Below are 19,072 nucleotides of genomic sequence, written 5' to 3'. Positions count from 1 at the left end.
CAACACCAAACATCAAAAAGTGCTTGGTTTTGTTGAACTATAAAAGACCAAACAAAACCAGGAAAGTACGTGCTTCCACGTAGGCCCCGGTTGGGCTGGGACTCCACGGGGGCTGCGGCGGGGCGCTGACAAGGGCCCTCGCACCGGGCTTTGTCCTCTTGCCCGATCGTGGTTTTGAACAGTGCCGGCAGCAGGCACGAAGAGGGGCGCTTGGGCCGGCGCCGGGACTGCCCCATGCGGAAAAGCGACGGCATTACCCGAGTAGTTTGGACTTGTATTTATCCAAAATACCAAATTTTCTCCCTAAGCTCCGGCATGTCGCGCGTGGATGGCCCGCCAGGGACGGACCAGCCGGTACGTCACGCGTGCCCTGCATCCCGCCAGCGGAGCCGCGCGGCCGGAACCCTCTGCCCCGCGAGTTCAAAAAGCCCATTACTTTGTATTACCTCAGTGCCTGAACCCATTCGCTTCGCTCCTCCGGATGACACCTACCGGCCATTTCAGGCCGCGTGAGCGTTGTTTCTTCGCTCGACATGGTCAAGGGCAAACCCTAGTCTTTGTACTAAAGTTTACCTTCATACAATAACGCACAGACGAACCCACCTGCCGGGTGGGCGTGTTCACACAGGCCACGGAGACAGCCCATGCATCACTCGCCCCCACCTGCCGCGCCGGCCCCGCTGCGCCGGTGCCTTCTTGCGCTCGGGGCCTCGCTGCTGGCCGGCGGCGCTTCCTGGGCGCAGGCGCAGCCGGCCTACCCCGCCAAGCCCGTGACCATCGTGGTGGCCTTCTCGCCGGGCGGTCCCAACGACGTGATGGCGCGCATCCTGGCCGCCAAGCTCAGCGCCAACCTGGGCCAGCAGTTCATCGTCGAGAACAAGGTGGGCGCGGGCGGCACCATCGGCACGGCGCAGGTCGCCAAGGCGCCCGCGGACGGCTACACGCTGCTGTTCAACAGCGCGCCCTTCGTCACCGCGCCGGCCCTCTACGGCAGCCGCCTGAGCTACGACACGCTGCGGGACTTCACCGGCGTGACGAAGGTGGCCGAGTCCCCGCTGGCGCTCATGACCGCCAACAACTCGCCGCACAAGTCGCTCAAGGGGCTGATCACTGCCGCCAAGGCCCAGCCGGGCAAGCTCAACTACGGCAGCGGCGGCGTGGCCAGCACCTCGCACCTGGCCATGGCGCTGCTGGACGCCACCGCGGGCATGGAGCTGCAGCACGTGCCCTACAAGGGCGGCGGCCAGTCCATCACCGCGCTCATGGGCGGCGAGATCGACGTGCTGCTGGACAGCATCACCGCCGGCGGCGCCTTCCTGGGCGCCGGCAAGCTGCGCGCGCTGGCCGTCACGGGCACCCGGCGCGCACCCAAGCTGCCCGATGTGCCGACCTTCGCCGAGGCCGGGCTGCCCGAGTTCCAGATGCTGCACTGGGTCGGCTTGTCGGCTCCGGCGAAGACGCCCGCGCCGGTGCTCGACAAGCTGCAGCGCGAGGTCGCCAAGGCCATGGCCGCCGAGGACGTCAAGGCCCGCTTCGCCGAGCTGGGCGCGGAGCCCGCGGTGGGTCCGCGCGAGCAGTTCGACGAGTTCGTCAAGGCCGAGGTGGGGCGCTGGACGCGGGTGATCCGCGAGGCGCGCATCCAGGCCGACTAAGCAAGGCTTCCCCGGAGCCTGCCGCCGGCGGGCTCTCACGCGCCAGCGCGCGACTTTCCGCCACGCCCTGAAGGAGAGGGCCACTCATGAAAAAACGATTCACGCACGGCGTGCTGTGCGCGGCTGCCTTCGTGCCTGCGCTTTGCGCCGCCCAGTCCAACGTCACCGTCTACGGCATCGTGGACGCCACGGTGCGCCACCAGCGCAACGCCAACGCCGCCGGCGACTCGCTCACCAGCGTGGGCGACGGCGCCTACACCGGCAGCCGCTGGGGACTCAAGGGCAGCGAGGACCTGGGTGGCGGGATGAAGGCCGTGTTCACGCTGGAGAGCGGCTTCGATCCCTCCAGCGGCACGCTGCAGCAGGCCAGCGGCAGCGCCAGCAACGGCTCCTCGGCCGCCCCGGGCGGGCGGCTCTTCGGCCGCGAGGCCTCGGTGGGCCTGGACTCGCCGCTGGGCCTGGTGACGCTGGGCCGCCAGTACACGCTGGCGCACCCGCTGTCGGGCCGCTTCCAGCCGCAGCCCAACCCGAACCTGGACGCGATCTCCATGTTCAGCAGCCACCACGTCTCGCGCCAGGACAACATGGCGCGCTACTACAAGCAGCTCGGCCCCGTGGGCCTGTACGCCAGCTACACCTTCAACGAGGCCAACGGCCGCGGGCGCGGCGTGGGCGCGAGCTACAGCGCCGGCGCGCTGGACCTGGTGGCGTACTACCAGGAGATCAACAACGCGGCCAACACCGCCACGCGCGGCATCTCGGGCGCGGGCGGCAGCTACGCCGTGAGCAAGGAGCTCAAGGCCTTCCTGGGCTACATGAAGCGCAACGACCGCGGCACCAGCGCGCAGGAAAACGACGTGTGGAGCCTGGGCCTGAACTACAACCTAGCGGCCCCGCTGGTGCTGACGGTGAGCTACGCGCAGGACCGCCAGAGCGTCGTCAACGCGGGCAAGCGCAAGATGGGCTACGTGGGCCTGGACTACAACTTTTCCAAGCGCACCGACCTGTATGCCGAGGTGGACAACAACCGCCTGAGCGGCGCCTATCCGCAGCCCGGCTTCATGGGCACGCGCAACGCCACCGGCGTGAGCGTGGGCCTGCGCCACCGCTTCTGAGCTGAACCAGCTCCCGCCGGGCCGGCTTGCGCTTCGCACCCGGCCCGGCCACACGGCTGCGCCGGATCCGGCCGCCGATCCCACCCCCAGGAGAACCCATGACCTACCCGCACCTGCCGGCGCGCCGCGCCGTGCTGCTCGCCGCCGCCCTCGCGGCAGCCGGCTGTCCCCTGTCCGCAATGGCGCAGGACTACCCGACGAAACCCATCACGCTGGTCGTGCCCTACGCCGCGGGCGGCAGCTCCGACACGCGGGCGCGCCAGCTGGGCGAGAAGCTCGCCGTGATCCTGGGCAAGGCCGTGGTGGTGGACAACAAGCCCGGCGGCAACGGCAACATCGGCACCGACTTCATCGCCCGTGCCGCGCCGGACGGCCACACCATCGGCATCGGCAACCTCGCGCCGCTGGCGGTCAACAAGACGCTGTTCCCCAAGCTCAGCTACGACCCGCAGCGCGACCTCATCCCCGTGGCGCTGATCGAGAGGGGCCCGCTGGTGCTGGTGGTCAGCGCGGACAAGTCGCCGCACAAGAGCCTGAAGGAGCTGATCGCCGCCTCCAAGGCGCAGCCGGGCAAGCTCAGCTACGCCTCGGCGGGCTCCGGCGGCTCGTTCCACCTGGCCGGCGAGATGTTCAACATCGTCACCGGCACCGATGCCGCGCACATCCCGTACCGCGGCGGCGGCCCGGCCGCCAACGACCTGCTGGGCGGCACGGTGGACTACATGTTCGAGATGGTCCCGGCGGCGATGGGCTACCTGAAGTCCAGCCCGCCGCGCATGCGCGCCCTGGCGGTGGCGCACGACAAGCGGCTGGCCTCGCTGCCGGACGTGCCGACCTTCGCCGAGCTGGGGATCAAGGACATGGTGATCTCCAACTGGTTCGGCATCGTGGCGCCCAAGGGCACGCCGCCGGCGATCGTCGCCAAGCTCAACCAGGCCGTGAACAAGGCGCTGCAGGAGCCGGACCTGGCCAAGCGCATCACCGACCCGGGCAATGTCATCGGCGGCGGCACGCCGGAGGACTTCGCCGGCCTCATCGCCTCGGAGTCGCAGCGCTGGGGGCAGCTGATCAAGGCGCGGGGAATTCGGCCGGATTGAGATGAAGGGCGTCTCCGTATGCCGAGTTGGCTTGTACCCGGCTTCGTCACTCCGGCGGAGGCGCACTGCCGTGCAGGGAAATCCAAGTAGCGGCAGCGCGTGAGCCAAGCCGCTTCGCACCCTGATCCGTCATTCCCGCGCAGGCGGGAGTCCAGGCGGTCCCCAAGCCGCCGCAAGCAGAGGGGGTTGAACGTCGGGGCTTGGGTCGTGGTTCGCAGCACCCAGGCTTCGCGCTGGCGTGGGGCTGCCTGGATTCCCGCCTTCGCGGGAATGACGAAGCAGAGAGGCCGCCACCCGTACTTCGTCCTGCGCAAACGCTTCAACTTTCCCAGGACAGCAGCGCGCCTGCACGGTCATGACGAAGTGGTTGGCGAGGCAACCCAGCTCACGGCCAACGTTCAACCGCTTTTTCCAAGCAAAAGCCGGCATCCACGCGTACCAAGGCAGTGGCGTGGCCCGCATCCCCGCCAAGCGCCTTCAGCCCTCTCTCAACACCCCGACCCGTTCCCGCAGCACCTCGATCGCCGCCCCCGGCGCGCTCAGCACTGGACACGGCAGCACCGCCTGCACGGCATCGAGGGCGCGCGAGTTGGAGAAGTGCGCCAGCATCACCGCGTCGCAGTGCGCCAGGCGCGGCGCCGCCTCGACGTGCAGGCGGTCGTGCGTCGCCATGTCGCCGGCCTTGGCCGCGGCCAGGGCCTCGGGCAGGCACACCACCTCCAGCGACACGTCGATGCCGCGCTGGCGCGCCATGGCCTGGAATTCCTCCTCCATCGCCGGCACCGCCGCACCGAAGGTGGCAAGCATCCCGATGCGCCGGCCCGCGCCCAGGGCGGCCTCGAACATTGCCTCGTTCGGCTTGAGCACGGGCACCGGCAGCTCGGCCGCCGCGGCGGCGATCGCCTCGCCGAAGGCCGAACAGGTGAAGAGCACCGCGTCCGCGCCGTCCGTGATGGCGTGCTCCGCCAGGCGGCGGATGCGCGCGCGCAGGGCCGGCGTCAGCCGGCCGTCGCGCTCCAGGTCGGCGGGCAGCGCGTCGTCCACCAGGTTGACGCGCCGGGCCTGCGGCCAGCGCTCCAGGAACGCCGATTCCACCGGCGCCATTGCGACGTAGACGGCATGGATGAGCGCGATGCGCGGGGTGGGATCGTCAGTGCTCATGGGCGATGTCCGGTTCACCAGGAGGCGCCGAAGACCTGGCGCAGCTCCTCGACGGCCGCCTCGTCCAGCGGCGCGGGTTTGGGGTTCGACAGCAGCCACAGCCGGGCCGTTTCTTCCAGCTCCTCCAGCACCGCCATCGCCGCCGCGGGCGTGGCGGCCCAGGCGTTGGGGCCCAGGCGGTCGAGCATCACGGCCGACAGGCACGCGCCGCGCTGCCGTGCCGAGTCGATGGCGCCGGCCACCAGATCCGCCACGGCCGGGTCGCCCGGGCGGTGGTACGGGATCAGCGGCACCTGGCCCACCTTCATCACGAAGTAGGGCGTGATGGGCGGCAGGATGGCTTCCTCGCTCCACACGCCCGAGAGCGTCAGCGCCACCAGGTGGGTGGAATGGGTGTGGATCACGCAGCGCGCCTGCGGCTCGGCCGCGTAGATGCGCCGGTGCAGCGCCAGCGTCTTGCTGGCGCGGTCGCCGCCGAGCTGCTCGCCGGCGGCCGACACCTTCGCCAGGCGCTCGGGCTGCAGGAAGCCCAGGCAGGCGTCCGTGGGCGTGATGAGGAAGCCGTCGTCCGTGCGCACGCTGATGTTGCCGGCCGTGGCGTGCACGTAGCCGCGCTCGAACAGGCTGCGGCCGACACGGCAGATTTCTTCCCGCAGTTCCAGCTCGCTCATGCCAGCATCCCGAAGGCCTTGGTGAAGAAGTCCACCGTGCCGAAGTTGCCCGACTTCAGCGCCAGCAGCAGCCCCTGCGCGCCGGCCACGGGCGACTGCGCGTGGCACCACGGCACGCCGGGGTCGATCTGCGGACCGATGCGCATGCGCGGCACCTGCAGCGCCTGCACGCAGGCGCCGGAGGTCTCGCCGCCGGCCACGACGAGCTGGCGCACGCCGCGCTCGACCAGTCCGCGGGCGATGGCGGAGAGCGTGCGCTCCACCAGCGCACCGGCCGCTTCCACGCCCAGCCGCGCCTGCACGCTCTTGACCGCTTCGGGCTCGGCCGTGGCGTAGAAGAGCAGCGGTTTCTCCGACAGCCGGCCCCCGGCCCAGGCCAGCGCCGCGCCGGCCACATCCTCGCCCGCGGCGATGCGCAGCGGGTCCACCGCGAAGGCCTCGCCACCGCGCTGCATGAAGTCCACCACCTGCGCGTTGGAGGCCGCCGAGCAGCTGCCCGAGACGATGGCGCGCGCGCCCGGCACCCGGGGCAGCTCGGCCGCCGCGGCGCTGGGCGCCAGGCCGTGGTTCTGCGGCAGCCCGATGGCCACGCCCGAGCCCGCCACCAGCAGCGGCAGCGCGGCGAAGGCGCGGCCCATGGCCATGAGGTCCTCGTTGGCGATGGCGTCCACCACGCCGAAGCGCGCGCCCTCGGCCTGCAGCGCCGACATGCGGGCCTGCACGGCCTCGGCGCCCTGGCGCACCACCGCATGCTCCACCAGGCCCACGCGGCCACGGCACTGGCGCTGCAGCACGCGCACCAGGCTGGCGTCGGTCATGGGCGTGAGCGGGTGGTGGCGCATGCTGCTGTCGCTCAGCAGCAGGTCGCCGACAAAGAGGTGGCCCTTGAACACCGTGCGCTGGTTCTCGGGGAAGGCGGGGCACACGGGGACGAAAGGCGCGTCCAGCGCGTCCGCCAGCGCCTCGGCCACCGGGCCGATGTTGCCGCGCTCGGTGGAGTCGAAGGTCGAGCAGACCTTGAAGTAGATCTGCCGCGCCCCGTGCGCGCGCAGCCAGCGCAGCGCGTCCAGCGATTGCGCGACGGCCGCGTCCGCCTCGATGGTGCGGGACTTGAGCGCGATCACCACCGCGTCGGCTTCGACCGTGGTGGCGTCATCGGGCACGCCGATGGTCTGCACCACGCGCATGCCTGCGCGCACCAGGTTGTTGGCCAGGTCGGTGGCGCCCGTGAAATCGTCGGCAATGCAACCCAACAGCATGGGGAGGCTCCTGAAGTGATGTGAGTTCTGAACCGCTTTGCCTGCTGCCTGGTCATTCCTGCGAGGGCGTACTGCTGTCGGGGGACAGTTGCGGTCCGGCTGCATCTCGTCAGCCAAGACGCCGTGCACCCTACTTCGTCATCCCCGCGCAGGCGGGGATCCAGGCGGCCCCACCTTGGGACGAAGCAGAGGTGCAGCGAGCCACACCAACAGGCACCAGCGTGCCCCGCGATCTGCTCACGGCCGGCTTGGGGACCGCCTGGATCCCCGCCTGCGCGGGGATGACGGAGTAGAGGGGCGGGCACCCGTGCTTCGTCCTGCAAAAGCGCTTCGACTTTCCCCGGACAGCAGCGAGCGAAGCCCGCATGACGAGCGGCTGTTTCAGCTGCGATCGAGCAGCGGAATCAAACCGCCCGCGCCACCGCCTCGCCAAAGGCCTTGCAGCCCAGCGTGCCGCCGAGGTCGGCGGTGCGGGTGGCGGGGTTCTCCAGCACGCGGTCCACCGCGGCGTGGATGGCCGCGCCGGCTTCGGACAGCGCCGGCGCCCGGTGGTGCTCGCCCATCCACTGCACCAGCATCGCCACGGACAGGATCATCGACACGGGGTTGGCCTTGTCCTGGCCCTGGATGTCCGGCGCCGAGCCGTGCTGCGCCTGCGCGCAGCAGTGCGTATCGCTGGCCATCATCGAACCGGCCAGGCCCAGGCTGCCGGAAAGCTCGCTGGCGAGGTCCGAGATGATGTCGCCGTAGAAGTTGGTGGCGACGATCACGTCGAAGCGCTCGGGGCTGCGCACCAGGTGCGCGGTGGAGGCGTCCACCAGCAGGTCGTCGAGCTGCACCTCGGGGAAGTCCTTGGCGACGTGGCGCACGGCTTCCAGGAACAGCCCGTCGGTCATGTGGAAGCTGTTGGCCTTGTGGATGGCCGTGACCTTCCTGCGCCGCGTCATCGCCAGCTCGAAGGCGCGGCGCGCGATGCGTTCGCTGCAGTGCCGCGTGATCTTGCGCGTGGAGAGCGCCATGTCCGGGCTGGGCATCACCTCGCCCCAGCCGCGCGCCATGTTGCGGTCCGGATAGAAGCCCTCGGTGGCCTCTCGCATGATCACCAGGTCCATGCGCTTGCCCGGCTTCATGTTCGATTCCAGGAAGGGTCGCGTGCGGGCAGGGCGCACGTTGGCGTAGAGGTCCAGCCCGATGCGGAAGCCCGCCGACACGTTGCGGCCGCCCTTCTCGGGCGCCGGGTAGTCGGCATGCGACTGCGTGCCCAGGATGATCCCGTCGTAGCCGCGGGCCTTCTGCAGCACTTCCTCGCGCAGCGTGGTGCCGTGCTTCTCCAGGCTGGCGAAGCCCACGTCGTCGTAGTCGAACTCCAGGCCCAGCTTGTATTTGGCGTCCGCCGCGCGCAGCACGCCCACCGAGGCTTCGACGATTTCAGGACCGATGCCGTCACCCGGCAACACGAGGATCTTCATGCTTGTCTCCAGACCGAAAGGACATGGCGTCACCTGCCATGTCCCGCAGTGTAGAGACTGGATTGCACCAAATCAACAGTTAATACAAAGATTCGGGTCCGCGAAACCACGTACACGGCCGGCCGCGCCGGCGGCTACAGGTGCACCTCCACGGCCAGCCGCGCGCCGCGCGGGGCGTCCGGCGCGGCGGGGGCGGTGCTGTCGGTCTTGATGGCGCGCACCACGTCCAGGTGCTGGCGCAGCCGGTGCGAGGCCTCCATGCGCTCGCCGGCTTCCAGCAGGTCCAGCAGCGCCAGGTGCTCCTCGCACTGGCGGTACAGCCGCTCGCGGTCTGCCGTCGCGCTGGTGTGGTGGGAGTGGTACTCGATGACGCGGCGCTGCTGGTTCACGTTGCGCAGCGCATCCAGCAGGAAGCGGTTGTGCGCGCAAGCCACGATGGCCTCGTGGAACTCGGCGCCGGCGCGGAAGCGCTCGGCCGCCGTCCAGCGCTCGATGCCGCCGTCCAGCAGTTGCTGCTGCTGGCGCCGCACCTGCCCGAACAGCGCGCGGTCCACCTTGAAGGTCGGCTCCAGGATGGCGGCGGGCTCGATGATCATGCGGAAGCGGTAGCTCTCGCGGTGGGAGTCCACCGTGTTGAGCACGGGGCGGAACAGCCAGCCCCGGCCCGGCTTGCGCTCGGCCAGGCCCTCGCGCGCCATGCGGTTGAGCACGCGCTGCACCTGCAGCCGCGTGAGGCCGTGGCGCTCCATCAGCTGCGCCTCCGACACCTCCTCGGCGATGGCCTCGCTCAGCCGGTCGTCCACGATGCGCATGTAGATCGCCTCGTCGGATTCCTCGTCCTCGATGCGGATGCGGCGCAGCTGCGCCGTGTCCTGCGCCACCTGGAAGCCGCGGTTGGGCACCGAGCTCAGCGCGCCCAGCGCCTCCAGGTACTGCAGCGCCTTGCGCACCGGCGAGCGCGAGACGCCCAGCCGGTCGGCCAGCGACTGCTCGGTGAGGCGGTCGCCCACGGCGTAGGAGCCGCTGGTCAGCAGCTCCAGCACGCGTCCGGCCAGGACGGGAACGATGCCGCCCGGCGGCGAGGGGGGAGAGGAGTCAGGCATGGCGATGGCAGGAAGTTTTCAATGCCCGCGCCGGCACGGGGCACCGGGCGGCAGCGGCTGTACTTTATCTGCTCGTGATGCAGCCGGATGCCGGCTTCGCCGATGCCTGCGGAGCCGCATCGCCCCGCTGCGCCAGCCAGTGCGCCACCTGCTCGATCAACCAGCCCGCGTCGTCCAGCGGCAGGTCGTGCCCGGCGTCCGGATGCAGCGCCAGCGGCAGCCCCCAATGCGCGGCCAGCGCCAACGAGCAGCGCGCATCGACCAGCGCGTCGCCCCGCGAAGCCAGCAGCAGCAGCGGCACCGGCGGAGCAGCTGCGGGCGCCTGGAAGCCGGCCGCGGCCAGGAGCTGGCGCAGCGCATTGAGCCGCGACACCGGGCGCGCACGGCCCAGCGCGAGCCAGTGCGGCGGCACCTGCGCCACGCGGCGGCTGGTCAGGTGCAGGACCGCCGCCTCGCGCGCCGCCGCGTCGCCGCGTGCCAGCAGGCCCAGCAGCGCGGCCAGCGCCGCGGGACGCAGCCGCCGGTGCCACGGGCTCAGGCCGCGCAGGCTGGTGTTGACCAGCACGGCCGCGGCCAGCTCGCGCGGAAAGGCTTCGGCCCAGGCCAGCGCCACCATCGCGCCCAGCGACATCGCCACCAGGTGCACGGGCCCGTCCACGCCTTGCGCGCGCAGCTGCCCGCGGCAGGACGCGACCATGTCGCGCATGCGCAGCGGGCTGCGCTCGCGGTGCAGCGCGCCGTTGCCCGGCAGGTCCGGCGTGAACACGCGCCCGGGCAGCCGCCGCGCCAGCGCCAACGGAAAATCGCCCCAGTGCCCGGCCTCGCGCGTGAGGCCGCGCAGCAGCACCCAGGTGCGCGGCGCCTGCGCCGCGCGGGGCAGCCCGGCCGGCGCGGTCATGCGCCGTACCAGCGCCGCAGCGCCAAGTGCTGCTGGCGCTCGCGCTCCGCGCCGTGCGGGCACCAGGCGCGGTGGCTGCAGGCCGCGCGCGCCGCCAGCTCCAGCCAGCCCAGGTGGCGGCGCAGCACGCGCGCGTGGCGGTGTTCGGGCAGCGGGTTGAACAGGCCCTGCGCCGACAGCAGCTGGCGCGGGTTCTTGCGCACCCACCGCCAGGAGCCCATCTCCAGCGTCAGCGGCAGGAAGGTGCGCCCGGGCTCGCGGCAGGCCTCGCGGTAGAGGTAGTCCCACAGGTCGCCGTGGGCTAGGTAGTGGCGGCTCTGCGGCTCGAAGAGGTAGCGGTGCTGCGGCAGCGACTCGTCCAGCAGCCGGCTGAGCGCGTGCAGCTCGGCCAGGTGCGGCACCGGCGCGCGCGTGCCGGCGTAGGGAAACCACAGCCGGTCGTGCAGGCCGAAGCCGGAGTGGCAATCGACGGCGAGGCTGAACTCGTGGCTCAGCAGCTCGCGGCGCACCAGCGCGCACAGCGCCTGGCTCTCGGCCTGCAGCGGCGCGTGGCGCGGGCCGCGGTACCAGGGCAGGCGCCGCGACAGGCGCTGCCCGCCCACCAGCGGCGCCACGGCTTCGGCGGCGTCCACCGGGGCGTTGCGCATCAGGTCCACGCCCTGCGGATTGGCGCGCGTGCCGGCCCACAGCCCGCCGGGATTGACCACCGGCATGAACACCAGCCGCATGCGCTCCAGCTGCCGCTGCAGCAGTTCGTCCCAGCGCAGCCGCGCCAGCACGCTGCGCAGGAAGCACAGCACCACCGCGGCGCCGATGCGCTCCAGCCCGTGCACGCCGCCGAAGAAGCCCGCCGCCGGCACCTGGGGCGCGGGGTTGCCCAGCATGAAGGCCGGCACCGGCAGCCGCCGCCCGCCCGCGTCCACCTCGCACAGGATGCACACCTGCACCGGCGCGGGCGCGCCATCGAGCAGCCGCTGCAGCTCGGCCAGCTCCACGGGTTCGGTGACTGCGCTGGGGCGCATGGTGGACGTTCTCCTCGTCACGCGGCGGGACCGGCGTGGCCGTCCCGGCCCAGGCAGCCGGCGGGCCCGGGCGGGAGCGGCCTCAGCCCTTCTTCGGGCGGCCGGCCTTCAGCGGCGTGAGGTCCTCCAGTGCGGCCTGCAGCTTCACGTCGTCCAGGGCGGCCAGCGCATGCAGCCCGGCGCGCAGCAGCTCGCTCTTCTTGGCCGGGCGCTTGAAGCCCAGCGCGCGCTCCTTGAGCACGCCGATCAGCGCGAAGTCGCCACGCGGCATGGTGAAGCTGTCGCGCACGAGCTTGGGTTTGACGAAGGCCTTGGCCGCCTCGGCGTCCGCCCCCGGGGCGGCGGGCTTGTCGGACTTGGCGGCTTTCTCAACCTTCTCGGCCTTGGCGGGCTTGTCAAGCTTCACCGGCTTGCCGGCCTTGGACGCGGCGGCTTCGCCTGGCGCCTTGGCGGCTTTGCCGGCCTTGGCGGCGGCTTCAGCCTTCGCGGGCTTGGCGGCCTGGGCCGGCTTGTCCGACGGGAGGCTGCGGGCCGCCGGCTTGACGGCCTTGAGCCGCCTGGCCGGCGCTTCGGCCGGCGACGCCACCACGGCGGCGGCCGCCGCGGCCAGCGGCGCCACCGTCGCGGGCGGCGCGCTGGGGGTGTCCACGGCCGCAGGCAGGGCGGCGTCCGTGCCCTCCGGCGCCGCGGTGGACAGCAGCACGGCGGGCGCCGGGTGTTCGGTCTTGCGGGACATGGTTTGCTCCTGAAATGGTGTAAATGATTTATACCATTTCACGCCGTTTCGGCGCGAGGGCCCCTGGCGCTGCACCTAGACCGAAAACACGGTGCCTGGCAATACCGCATCCGCGCGGATGCCTTCTGGTGAGGGGGTCGGAGAACCCCGGAACGGGCACCCTGGATGTCCGGTTCCGGGCGCAACCAGTCCGGAAAATGGTCCACGCAGCTTTCGCCATCCCCTGCACAGGTGAGACACCTCGTCAGACAGGCGCCACACAAGCATTCACCGGGGAGCAGGGCGTTGGGCTGCGAGGGACGTGCGGCGGCGCACAGTGAACGCCATCGCACGGGTCGCAGGGGACGACCGGAGGCAGGACATGCACACACTCAATGCCATGGCGCTGATCGCGCACGCGGTGCACCTGGCGGATTCCAACTTCGTCGGCGATGCGCTCGTGGAGGCCTGCCGCTGCGCTTCCTGGGAGGACCGGCAAGCCGTGCTGTGCATCGTGCGCTCGCGGCCCGAGCTGTCGCAGGAGGCGCACCCGACGCCGGAAATGGTGCTGCGGGCGCTGCGCGGGATGTTGCGCGAGCCACTGCAGTGATGCGGTGACGCAGCAACGGCGGCGGCACGAGGGCCGCCGTGGAGCAAGCCTGCGGGGACCGTTGCGGCGGCAACCCCGATGGCGTGCTCAGCGCACCATCACGGCATCGACGCGCACGGCCGACGCCCCACGGCTGCGCAGCGTGATGCGGTTGGTCAGGCCGACCAGCCCGGTGAGGTCGCGCATGGCGTCTTCCACGCGCTTGCGCAGCGAGGCGCGATCGACCTCGCCTTCCAGCGTGAGCCAGCCGTCGTCCACGCTCACGCTCACGTCGTCCATCAGCGAGGGCGCGCTCCACTGCAGCGCGGCGCGCGCGGCCTGGGCGATCTCGGCGTCGCCGCGCTGGAGTTCCGGCGGCAGCACCACCTCCAGGTCCAGCTTGATGCTGCGCGCGCCGTTGACGCGCTGCAGCGCACGCTCCACCGCGCAGCGCTCGGTGTAGGCCTCCAGCTGGCCCGAGAGCGTCACCACGCCGTCGCGCACCGCCACCTTGATCGGCAGGGCCTTCACGGCCGCGTCCCAGGCCAGCTCGGCTTCGACGTCTCGCTTCAGATCGGCATCGGTTTCCATGTCTCGCTCCTTGATGGGCTGTGTGCTTTGGTGGGGTGCGGGCCGCAGCGTGCGCCGCCAGCTTTGCAGCGGGCTTACTTCACGCTCGCGGCAGGGCGAAACCCTATGCTCGTTAACCCTTGGTTCTTGGCCGTGATAAAGGCACGGCATGCCGGCGCATGATTCACGCGCTCCCCGCCGGCCGGCCTTGCGCCAGCTCAAGCACGGCGGTTGCCCCGGGTGCGGGACGTTTCCTGACGAGCGCCGCGCAGCCCGCCGTGGTACGGCACCACGACCGCGCTGCCCGGCGTCCCAGCCCCAGCCCTTGCAAAGGAGTCCCGCGATGACCGACGTTCGAGCCATCTGCGCCATCGGCCTGCGCGGCCAGCTCGGCCTGCACGGGCGCATGCCCTGGGAGGGCGAGCGCGCTCGCGCCTTCCGCGAGGACGTGGCGCGCTTCTTCGAGATCACCCGCGGCCACGTGCTGCTGGCCGGGCCGCGCACCATCGCCAGCGTCCCCGAGTTCGCGAAGGCGGAGCGCACGGTGGCGGTGATCCGCTCCGGCGAGGCGCCGGCCGAGGTGCTGGCGCGCTACCCCGGCCGCGTGGTCTTCATCGGCGGCGGCCCGGCGGTGTGGGACGCCTACGCGCCCTTCATCCGCCACTGGGACGTGACGCGGCTGCCCTACGACGGCGACGCCGACCGCTGGTTCAAGCCCGAATGGCTCACGGCCGGCGGGGCTTGAGCCGGTGCGTGCTCACCGGGGCGGGTAGGGCGCCGCCGCCTCGCGCGGGTCGCCGTAGATGCCCAGGCCGGCGCTGCGCAGCGCGGCGGCCATGCGTTCGGCCGCGGGCGAGAGCAGGCGGTCGGTGCGGCTGATGATGCCGAAGTCGTCCATGTGGCAGGGCAGCTCCAGCGGCAGCACCGCGATCATCCCGTGGGCCGCGTAGTAGCGCGCCACGTCCACGCTGAGCACGGCCAGCATGTCGGTGTGCTCGAGCATGCGCGTGACGAACAGCAGTGCTGAGGTTTCGACGAGGTTGGCCGGCACGCGCAGGCTCGCGCGCTGGAACATGAGCTCGAAGCGGTGGCGCAGCACGGTGCCCAGCGGCGGCACGATCCACGCCGCCTGCGCCAGCATCGGCAACGACAGCCCGGGGGCCTGCAGCAGCGGGTGGCCCGGCCGCACCACCGCGCACACCGGCTCGAAGGTCAGGGGCTCGTAGCGCAGCTGCAGCCGGTCGTGCTCCGCGGACAGGCGCCCCACGACCAGGTCCAGCCGGTCCTGCGCCAGCCGCTCCAGCAGCACGTTGCTGCTCTCGATCTCCACGCACACGTGCAGGCCGGGCTGGGCCTGCTTGAGCGCCGCCACGGCTTCGGGCAACAGGCGCACGCCGGGCGAGGTGATCGCGCCCACGGCCACGTGCCCCATCTCGCCGCTCTTGAGCGCCTGCACCTCGTCGCGCGCCTGGTCCAGGCTGTCCACCACCAGGCGCGCATGGCGGATCAGCGCCTCGCCGTAGGGCGTGGGCCGCACGCCGCGCGGCAGGCGCTCGAACAGCGGCGCCTCCAGCATCTCCTCCAGCTCGCGCAGCATCTTCGACGCCGCCGGCTGCGTCACCGACAGCACCTCCGCGGCGCGGTGGATGTTGCCCTCGTCACCCAGCGCCACCAGCAGCAGCAGGTGGCGGGTCTTCAGCCGCGATCGCAGGTACCAACGCTCAGCCGCCGAGGCCATAGGGTTCTCCTCAATATCCGAATCAATATCCAAAACGGCTAACTTTTCATTGGAAGGATAACAAATCGATATCTAGAGTTCGCCCCACTGCACTCCACCACGCTTCAAAGATGAGCTCGACAAACAAGCCCAAGCTGCGCTCGGCCCAGTGGTTCGGCACAGCCGACAAGAACGGCTTCATGTACCGCAGCTGGATGAAGAACCAGGGCCTGCCCGAGCACCTGTTCGACGGCCGCCCGGTGATCGGCATCTGCAACACCTGGTCCGAGCTCACGCCCTGCAATGCGCACTTCCGCAAGCTCGCGGAGCACGTCAAGCGCGGCGTGTACGAGGCCGGCGGCTTCCCGGTCGAGTTTCCGGTGTTCTCCAACGGCGAGTCGAACCTGCGCCCCACGGCCATGCTCACGCGCAACCTCGCGGCCATGGACGTCGAGGAGGCCATCCGGGGCAACCCGATCGACGCGGTCGTGCTGCTGGCCGGGTGCGACAAGACCACGCCCGCGCTGCTCATGGGTGCGGCCAGCTGCGACGTGCCCGCCATCGTGGTTTCGGGCGGTCCCATGCTCAACGGCAAGCTCGAGGGCAAGAACATCGGCTCGGGCACGGCCGTGTGGCAGCTGCACGAGTCGCTCAAGGCCGGCGAGATCAACCTGCACCAGTTCCTGTCGGCCGAGGCCGGCATGTCACGCTCGGCCGGCACCTGCAACACCATGGGCACGGCTTCCACCATGGCCTGCATGGCCGAGGCGCTGGGCACCAGCCTGCCGCACAACGCGGCCATCCCGGCGGTGGACGCGCGCCGCTACGTGCTGGCGCACATGTCGGGCCAGCGCATCGTGCAGATGGCGCTGGAAGGCCTGACGCTGTCGAAGATCCTCACGCGCGAGGCCTTCGAGAACGCCATCCGCGCCAACGCGGCCATCGGCGGCTCCACCAACGCGGTGATCCACCTCAAGGCCATCGCCGGACGCATCGGCGTGCCGCTGGAGCTGGAGGACTGGACGCGCATCGGGCGCGACACGCCCACCATCGTGGACCTCATGCCTTCCGGGCGCTTCCTGATGGAGGAGTTCTATTACGCCGGCGGCCTGCCCGCCGTGCTGCGCCGCCTTGGCGAGGCGGGCCGGCTGCCGCACCCCGGCGCGCTCACCGTCAACGGCCACAGCCTCTGGGACAACGTCAGGGAGGCCCCCATCACCGACGACGAGGTGATCCGCCCGCTGCAGCGCCCGCTCATCGACGACGGCGGCATCCGCGTGCTGCGCGGCAACCTCGCGCCGCGCGGTGCCGTGCTCAAGCCCTCGGCCGCATCGCCCGAGCTGCTGCGCCACCGCGGCCGCGCCGTGGTGTTCGAGAACCTGGAGCACTACAAGGAACGCATCGTCGACGAGTCGCTGGCGGTGGACGCCAGCTCCGTGCTCGTGCTGAAGAACTGCGGCCCGCGCGGCTACCCCGGCATGGCCGAGGTGGGCAACATGGGCCTGCCCCCGAAGCTGCTGCGCGCGGGCGTGAAGGACATGGTGCGCATCTCCGACGCGCGCATGAGCGGCACCGCCTACGGCACGGTCGTGCTGCACGTGGCGCCCGAGGCCGCAGCCGGCGGCCCGCTGGCGGCGGTACGCGACGGCGACTGGATCGAGCTCGACTGCGAGGCGGGCACCCTGCGCCTGGACATCCCGGACGAGGAGCTCGCGCGCCGCCTGTCCGACGTGCAGCCGCTGCCCGCGCCCGCCGACGGCGGCTACCGCAAGCTGTACGTGAACCACGTGCTGCAGGCCGACGAGGGCTGCGACCTGGACTTCCTGGTCGGCTGCCGCGGCAACGCCGTGCCACGCCATTCGCACTGATTCACGTGCCGCGGGCCTGGGCCGCTCACCGCGCCCCGGCCCTCCAGCCTCCAACGACCCCCCAAGGAAACGAGCCCATGGCCGCCATTCCCGCGCCGCGCTACCGCGGCGTCTTCCCCGTCGTGCCCACGACCTTCACCGACACCGGCGCGCTGGACCTCGACAGCCAGAAGCGCGCGGTGGACTTCATGATCGACGCCGGCTCCGACGGGCTGTGCATCCTGGCCAACTTCTCCGAGCAGTTCCTGCTGGCCGACGAGGAGCGCGAGGTCCTCACGCGCACCGTGCTGGAGCATGTGGCCAGCCGCGTCCCGGTGATCGTCACCACGACCCACTTCAGCACCGAGGTCTGCATCGCCCGCAGCCGGCGTGCGCAGGCGCAGGGGGCGGCCATGGTGATGGTGATGCCGCCCTACCACGGCGCCACCTTCCGCGTGCCCGAAGCCGCGATCGAGTCCTTCTACCGGCGCCTCTCGGACGCGCTGGACATTCCCGTCATGGTCCAGGACGCGCCCTGCAGCGGTACGCCGCTGCCGGCCGCCTTCCTCGCCCGCCTGGCGCGCGAGGTGGCGCAGGTGTCGTACTTCAAGATCGAGACGCCGGGCGCGGCCAACAAGCTGCGCGAGCTGATCCGCCTCGGCGGCGCTGCCGTCGAAGGGCCGTGGGACGGCGAGGAAGGCATCACGCTGCTGGCCGACCTGGAGGCCGGCGCCACCGGCGCCATGACCGGCGCGGGCTTTCCCGACGCGATGCGCGCCATCGTCGATGCCCACCGCGCGGGCGGCGCGGATGCCGCCTTCGCGCTCTACCAGCGCTGGCTGCCGCTCATCAACCACGAGAACCGCCAGGCCGGCTTCCTCGCGGCCAAGGCGCTCATGAAGGAAGGCGGCGTGATCGCCTGCGAGGCCCCGCGCCATCCCTGGCCCGCGCTCCACCCGGCCACGCGCAGCGAGCTCATCGCCATCGCCCGGCGCCTCGACCCGCTGGTGCTGCGCTGGGCGCGGTAGCCCCCGCGGCCGGACAAGCGCGCGACCACGACCCGATTTCATCAACGAGGAGACTTCCATGAGAACCACTTCCAGGCGCGACATCCTGAGAATGGCCGCCGCCGGCACCGCGATGTCGGCCGGTTATCCGGGCCCCCTTTGGGCACAAGGCACCCCGTGGCCGACGAAGGCGGTCTCACTGTTCGTGGGCTATCCGCCCGGCGGCCTGACCGATGCCGGCGCGCGCTTCATCAGCGGCAGCATGGCCAGCTCGCTGGGGCAGCCGGTGGTGGTGGAAAACAAGCCAGGCGCCTCGGGCAATCTCGCGGCCAGCGAAGTGCACCGGGCGTCCGACCCCTACAAGCTGCTGGTGGCCAATACCAGCCTCACCATCAACCCGCACACCTTTGCTTCGCCGTCGCCCAATCCGACGGAATTCACGCCCATCGGCCTGATTCTCGAATCGCAGCTGGTCCTGGTCGTCAACCCGCTGGCACCGGCGCGCAACCTGGCGGAGTTCCTCGCCTGGGTCAAGGCGGAAGCCGGCACCAAGGGATTCAGCTATGCCTCCGCGGGCAACGGCGGAAATACCCACCTGGCCATGGAATATTTCCGCGAGCGCACCGGCCTGCCCCCCATGAACCAGGTCCCGTACAAGGGCAGCGCGCCGGCCATCCAGGATGTCGTGGGCAACCAGCTGCCGTGCCTGATCGACGCGGCATCGCTGCTCATTCCCTTCATCAATACCGGGAAGCTGCGGCCCATCCTCGTGACCGGCAGCTCGCGGCTGCCCGCACTGCCTGACGTTCCCACCGCGGCCGAGCTGGGCGTGAAGGACTTCGTGGTGACGGTGTTCGTCGGGCTGTGGGGGCCGCCCAGGTTGCCCGCGGACATCGTCCGCAAGGCCAATACCGCCATGAACGCGGCACTTTCGGACCCCGCGGTGGGCAAGCTGATCACGAAGAACGGCGATCTGGTCGGCGGCGGCAGCCCTGAGCGCCTCGGCGACCTGACCCGGGACAATTACAGGCTCTGGGGCGATATCGCCCGCAAGGGCAACATCAAGGCGCTCTAGCCCTGGCGCCGCACGCCCCGGCCGAAATACTCCCCATGTTTGTCCCGCCCGCGCGGGACAAAGCGCCTATGGAGCCCTCCGCACCAGCCCACTACGGTGAACCCA

At 71.0% G+C, this 19,072-nt stretch carries 18 protein-coding genes; 8 read left to right on the top strand and 10 right to left on the bottom strand.

Annotation, left to right across the window (positions count from 1 at the left end; all coding sequences use genetic code 11):
- Positions 1-644 precede the first annotated feature (644 nt).
- The 3 genes from H537_RS0137495 (at position 645) to H537_RS0137485 (ending at position 3,864) form a co-directional block, all read left to right on the top strand.
- Positions 645-1,652, top strand: coding sequence for a tripartite tricarboxylate transporter substrate binding protein (locus H537_RS0137495; protein ID WP_051244558.1), 1,008 nt, complete (start codon positions 645-647; stop codon positions 1,650-1,652).
- Between the two features lie 86 nt (positions 1,653-1,738).
- Complete coding sequence (locus tag H537_RS47980) at positions 1,739-2,767, top strand: porin (RefSeq protein WP_051244556.1); 1,029 nt, start codon at positions 1,739-1,741, stop codon at positions 2,765-2,767.
- Between the two features lie 98 nt (positions 2,768-2,865).
- A complete protein-coding gene (locus H537_RS0137485; RefSeq protein ID WP_029001955.1) occupies positions 2,866-3,864 on the top strand; it encodes a Bug family tripartite tricarboxylate transporter substrate binding protein in 999 nt (332 codons plus the stop codon).
- A 477-nt stretch (positions 3,865-4,341) separates the two neighbouring features.
- Here H537_RS0137485 and H537_RS0137480 read toward each other — a convergent pair whose 3' ends face one another.
- The 8 genes from H537_RS0137480 to H537_RS0137445 form a co-directional block, all read right to left on the bottom strand.
- Complete coding sequence (locus tag H537_RS0137480) at positions 4,342-5,025, bottom strand: aspartate/glutamate racemase family protein (RefSeq protein WP_029001954.1); 684 nt, start codon at positions 5,023-5,025, stop codon at positions 4,342-4,344.
- 14 nt (positions 5,026-5,039) lie between these two features.
- Positions 5,040-5,696: a class II aldolase/adducin family protein gene (locus tag H537_RS0137475; RefSeq protein WP_029001953.1), complete on the bottom strand. Its 657-nt coding sequence runs from the start codon at positions 5,694-5,696 to the stop codon at positions 5,040-5,042.
- Positions 5,693-6,955 (bottom strand): 3-oxo-tetronate kinase, encoded by a 1,263-nt coding sequence (gene otnK, locus H537_RS0137470; RefSeq protein ID WP_029001952.1) that lies wholly within the window; start codon positions 6,953-6,955, stop codon positions 5,693-5,695. Before otnK ends, H537_RS0137475 begins: the two co-directional genes overlap by 4 nt.
- A 404-nt stretch (positions 6,956-7,359) precedes the next feature.
- Positions 7,360-8,424, bottom strand: coding sequence for an isocitrate/isopropylmalate dehydrogenase family protein (locus H537_RS0137465; protein ID WP_029001951.1), 1,065 nt, complete (start codon positions 8,422-8,424; stop codon positions 7,360-7,362).
- Positions 8,425-8,558: 134 nt separating this feature from the next.
- Positions 8,559-9,527, bottom strand: coding sequence for a GntR family transcriptional regulator (locus H537_RS47975; RefSeq protein ID WP_051244554.1), 969 nt, complete (start codon positions 9,525-9,527; stop codon positions 8,559-8,561).
- 64 nt (positions 9,528-9,591) lie between these two features.
- On the bottom strand, positions 9,592-10,425 hold the full coding sequence (locus H537_RS47970) for an alpha/beta fold hydrolase (protein ID WP_051244552.1): 834 nt from the start codon (positions 10,423-10,425) through the stop codon (positions 9,592-9,594).
- Positions 10,422-11,447, bottom strand: coding sequence for a M14 family zinc carboxypeptidase (locus tag H537_RS0137450; RefSeq protein WP_029001950.1), 1,026 nt, complete (start codon positions 11,445-11,447; stop codon positions 10,422-10,424). Before H537_RS0137450 ends, H537_RS47970 begins: the two co-directional genes overlap by 4 nt.
- Before the next feature lie 82 nt (positions 11,448-11,529).
- The gene (locus tag H537_RS0137445; protein WP_051244551.1) at positions 11,530-12,183 is read right to left on the bottom strand and encodes a hypothetical protein; all 654 of its coding nucleotides are present in this window, start codon (positions 12,181-12,183) and stop codon (positions 11,530-11,532) included.
- Positions 12,184-12,544: 361 nt separating this feature from the next.
- On the opposite strand from H537_RS0137445, the gene H537_RS0137440 reads away from it, so the two are divergent.
- Entirely contained in the window at positions 12,545-12,772 is a 228-nt protein-coding gene (locus H537_RS0137440; protein ID WP_029001948.1) for a hypothetical protein, read from the top strand.
- Between the two features lie 87 nt (positions 12,773-12,859).
- On the opposite strand, the gene H537_RS54785 is transcribed toward H537_RS0137440, so the two are convergent.
- Positions 12,860-13,342 carry a BON domain-containing protein gene (locus H537_RS54785; RefSeq protein WP_051244550.1) on the bottom strand — a complete coding sequence of 161 codons (483 nt, stop codon included), beginning with the start codon at positions 13,340-13,342 and terminating at the stop codon, positions 12,860-12,862.
- A gap of 322 nt (positions 13,343-13,664) precedes the next feature.
- Between H537_RS54785 and H537_RS0137430 the strand changes: the two genes are divergently transcribed.
- Positions 13,665-14,066: a dihydrofolate reductase family protein gene (locus H537_RS0137430; RefSeq protein WP_029001947.1), complete on the top strand. Its 402-nt coding sequence runs from the start codon at positions 13,665-13,667 to the stop codon at positions 14,064-14,066.
- A 12-nt stretch (positions 14,067-14,078) separates the two neighbouring features.
- Here the strand turns inward: H537_RS0137430 and H537_RS0137425 are convergent, their stop codons facing one another.
- Positions 14,079-15,059, bottom strand: coding sequence for a LysR substrate-binding domain-containing protein (locus H537_RS0137425; RefSeq protein ID WP_043461870.1), 981 nt, complete (start codon positions 15,057-15,059; stop codon positions 14,079-14,081).
- Positions 15,060-15,169: 110 nt separating this feature from the next.
- Here H537_RS0137425 and H537_RS0137420 point away from each other — a divergent pair, with 110 nt between their 5' ends.
- From H537_RS0137420 to H537_RS0137410, 3 genes are all read left to right on the top strand, one after another.
- Positions 15,170-16,906: an IlvD/Edd family dehydratase gene (locus H537_RS0137420; protein WP_029001945.1), complete on the top strand. Its 1,737-nt coding sequence runs from the start codon at positions 15,170-15,172 to the stop codon at positions 16,904-16,906.
- 77 nt (positions 16,907-16,983) lie between these two features.
- Entirely contained in the window at positions 16,984-17,913 is a 930-nt protein-coding gene (locus tag H537_RS0137415) for a dihydrodipicolinate synthase family protein (protein ID WP_029001944.1), read from the top strand.
- 58 nt (positions 17,914-17,971) lie between these two features.
- The gene (locus tag H537_RS0137410) at positions 17,972-18,967 is read left to right on the top strand and encodes a Bug family tripartite tricarboxylate transporter substrate binding protein (protein WP_051244548.1); all 996 of its coding nucleotides are present in this window, start codon (positions 17,972-17,974) and stop codon (positions 18,965-18,967) included.
- The last annotated feature ends 105 nt before the right edge of the window (positions 18,968-19,072 follow it).

Source organism: Azohydromonas australica DSM 1124 (assembly GCF_000430725.1).
GTDB classification, from domain to species: domain Bacteria; phylum Pseudomonadota; class Gammaproteobacteria; order Burkholderiales; family Burkholderiaceae_C; genus Azohydromonas; species Azohydromonas australica.
Note: the sequence above shows the minus strand (reverse complement) of the source record. Positions and strands in the feature narration are given on the sequence as shown.

Coding starts and splice junctions, on each gene's coding strand:
- otnK (WP_029001952.1), bottom strand. CDS start 6,955: ATGCTGTTGGGTTGCATTGCCGACGATTTCACGGGCGCCACCGACCTG.
- H537_RS47975 (WP_051244554.1), bottom strand. CDS start 9,527: ATGCCTGACTCCTCTCCCCCCTCGCCGCCGGGCGGCATCGTTCCCGTC.
- H537_RS0137410 (WP_051244548.1), top strand. CDS start 17,972: ATGAGAACCACTTCCAGGCGCGACATCCTGAGAATGGCCGCCGCCGGC.
- H537_RS0137485 (WP_029001955.1), top strand. CDS start 2,866: ATGACCTACCCGCACCTGCCGGCGCGCCGCGCCGTGCTGCTCGCCGCC.
- H537_RS54785 (WP_051244550.1), bottom strand. CDS start 13,342: ATGGAAACCGATGCCGATCTGAAGCGAGACGTCGAAGCCGAGCTGGCC.
- H537_RS0137475 (WP_029001953.1), bottom strand. CDS start 5,696: ATGAGCGAGCTGGAACTGCGGGAAGAAATCTGCCGTGTCGGCCGCAGC.
- H537_RS0137420 (WP_029001945.1), top strand. CDS start 15,170: ATGAGCTCGACAAACAAGCCCAAGCTGCGCTCGGCCCAGTGGTTCGGC.
- H537_RS0137440 (WP_029001948.1), top strand. CDS start 12,545: ATGCACACACTCAATGCCATGGCGCTGATCGCGCACGCGGTGCACCTG.
- H537_RS0137450 (WP_029001950.1), bottom strand. CDS start 11,447: ATGCGCCCCAGCGCAGTCACCGAACCCGTGGAGCTGGCCGAGCTGCAG.
- H537_RS0137445 (WP_051244551.1), bottom strand. CDS start 12,183: ATGTCCCGCAAGACCGAACACCCGGCGCCCGCCGTGCTGCTGTCCACC.
- H537_RS0137465 (WP_029001951.1), bottom strand. CDS start 8,424: ATGAAGATCCTCGTGTTGCCGGGTGACGGCATCGGTCCTGAAATCGTC.
- H537_RS47980 (WP_051244556.1), top strand. CDS start 1,739: ATGAAAAAACGATTCACGCACGGCGTGCTGTGCGCGGCTGCCTTCGTG.
- H537_RS0137430 (WP_029001947.1), top strand. CDS start 13,665: ATGACCGACGTTCGAGCCATCTGCGCCATCGGCCTGCGCGGCCAGCTC.
- H537_RS0137425 (WP_043461870.1), bottom strand. CDS start 15,059: ATGGCCTCGGCGGCTGAGCGTTGGTACCTGCGATCGCGGCTGAAGACC.
- H537_RS47970 (WP_051244552.1), bottom strand. CDS start 10,425: ATGACCGCGCCGGCCGGGCTGCCCCGCGCGGCGCAGGCGCCGCGCACC.
- H537_RS0137495 (WP_051244558.1), top strand. CDS start 645: ATGCATCACTCGCCCCCACCTGCCGCGCCGGCCCCGCTGCGCCGGTGC.
- H537_RS0137415 (WP_029001944.1), top strand. CDS start 16,984: ATGGCCGCCATTCCCGCGCCGCGCTACCGCGGCGTCTTCCCCGTCGTG.
- H537_RS0137480 (WP_029001954.1), bottom strand. CDS start 5,025: ATGAGCACTGACGATCCCACCCCGCGCATCGCGCTCATCCATGCCGTC.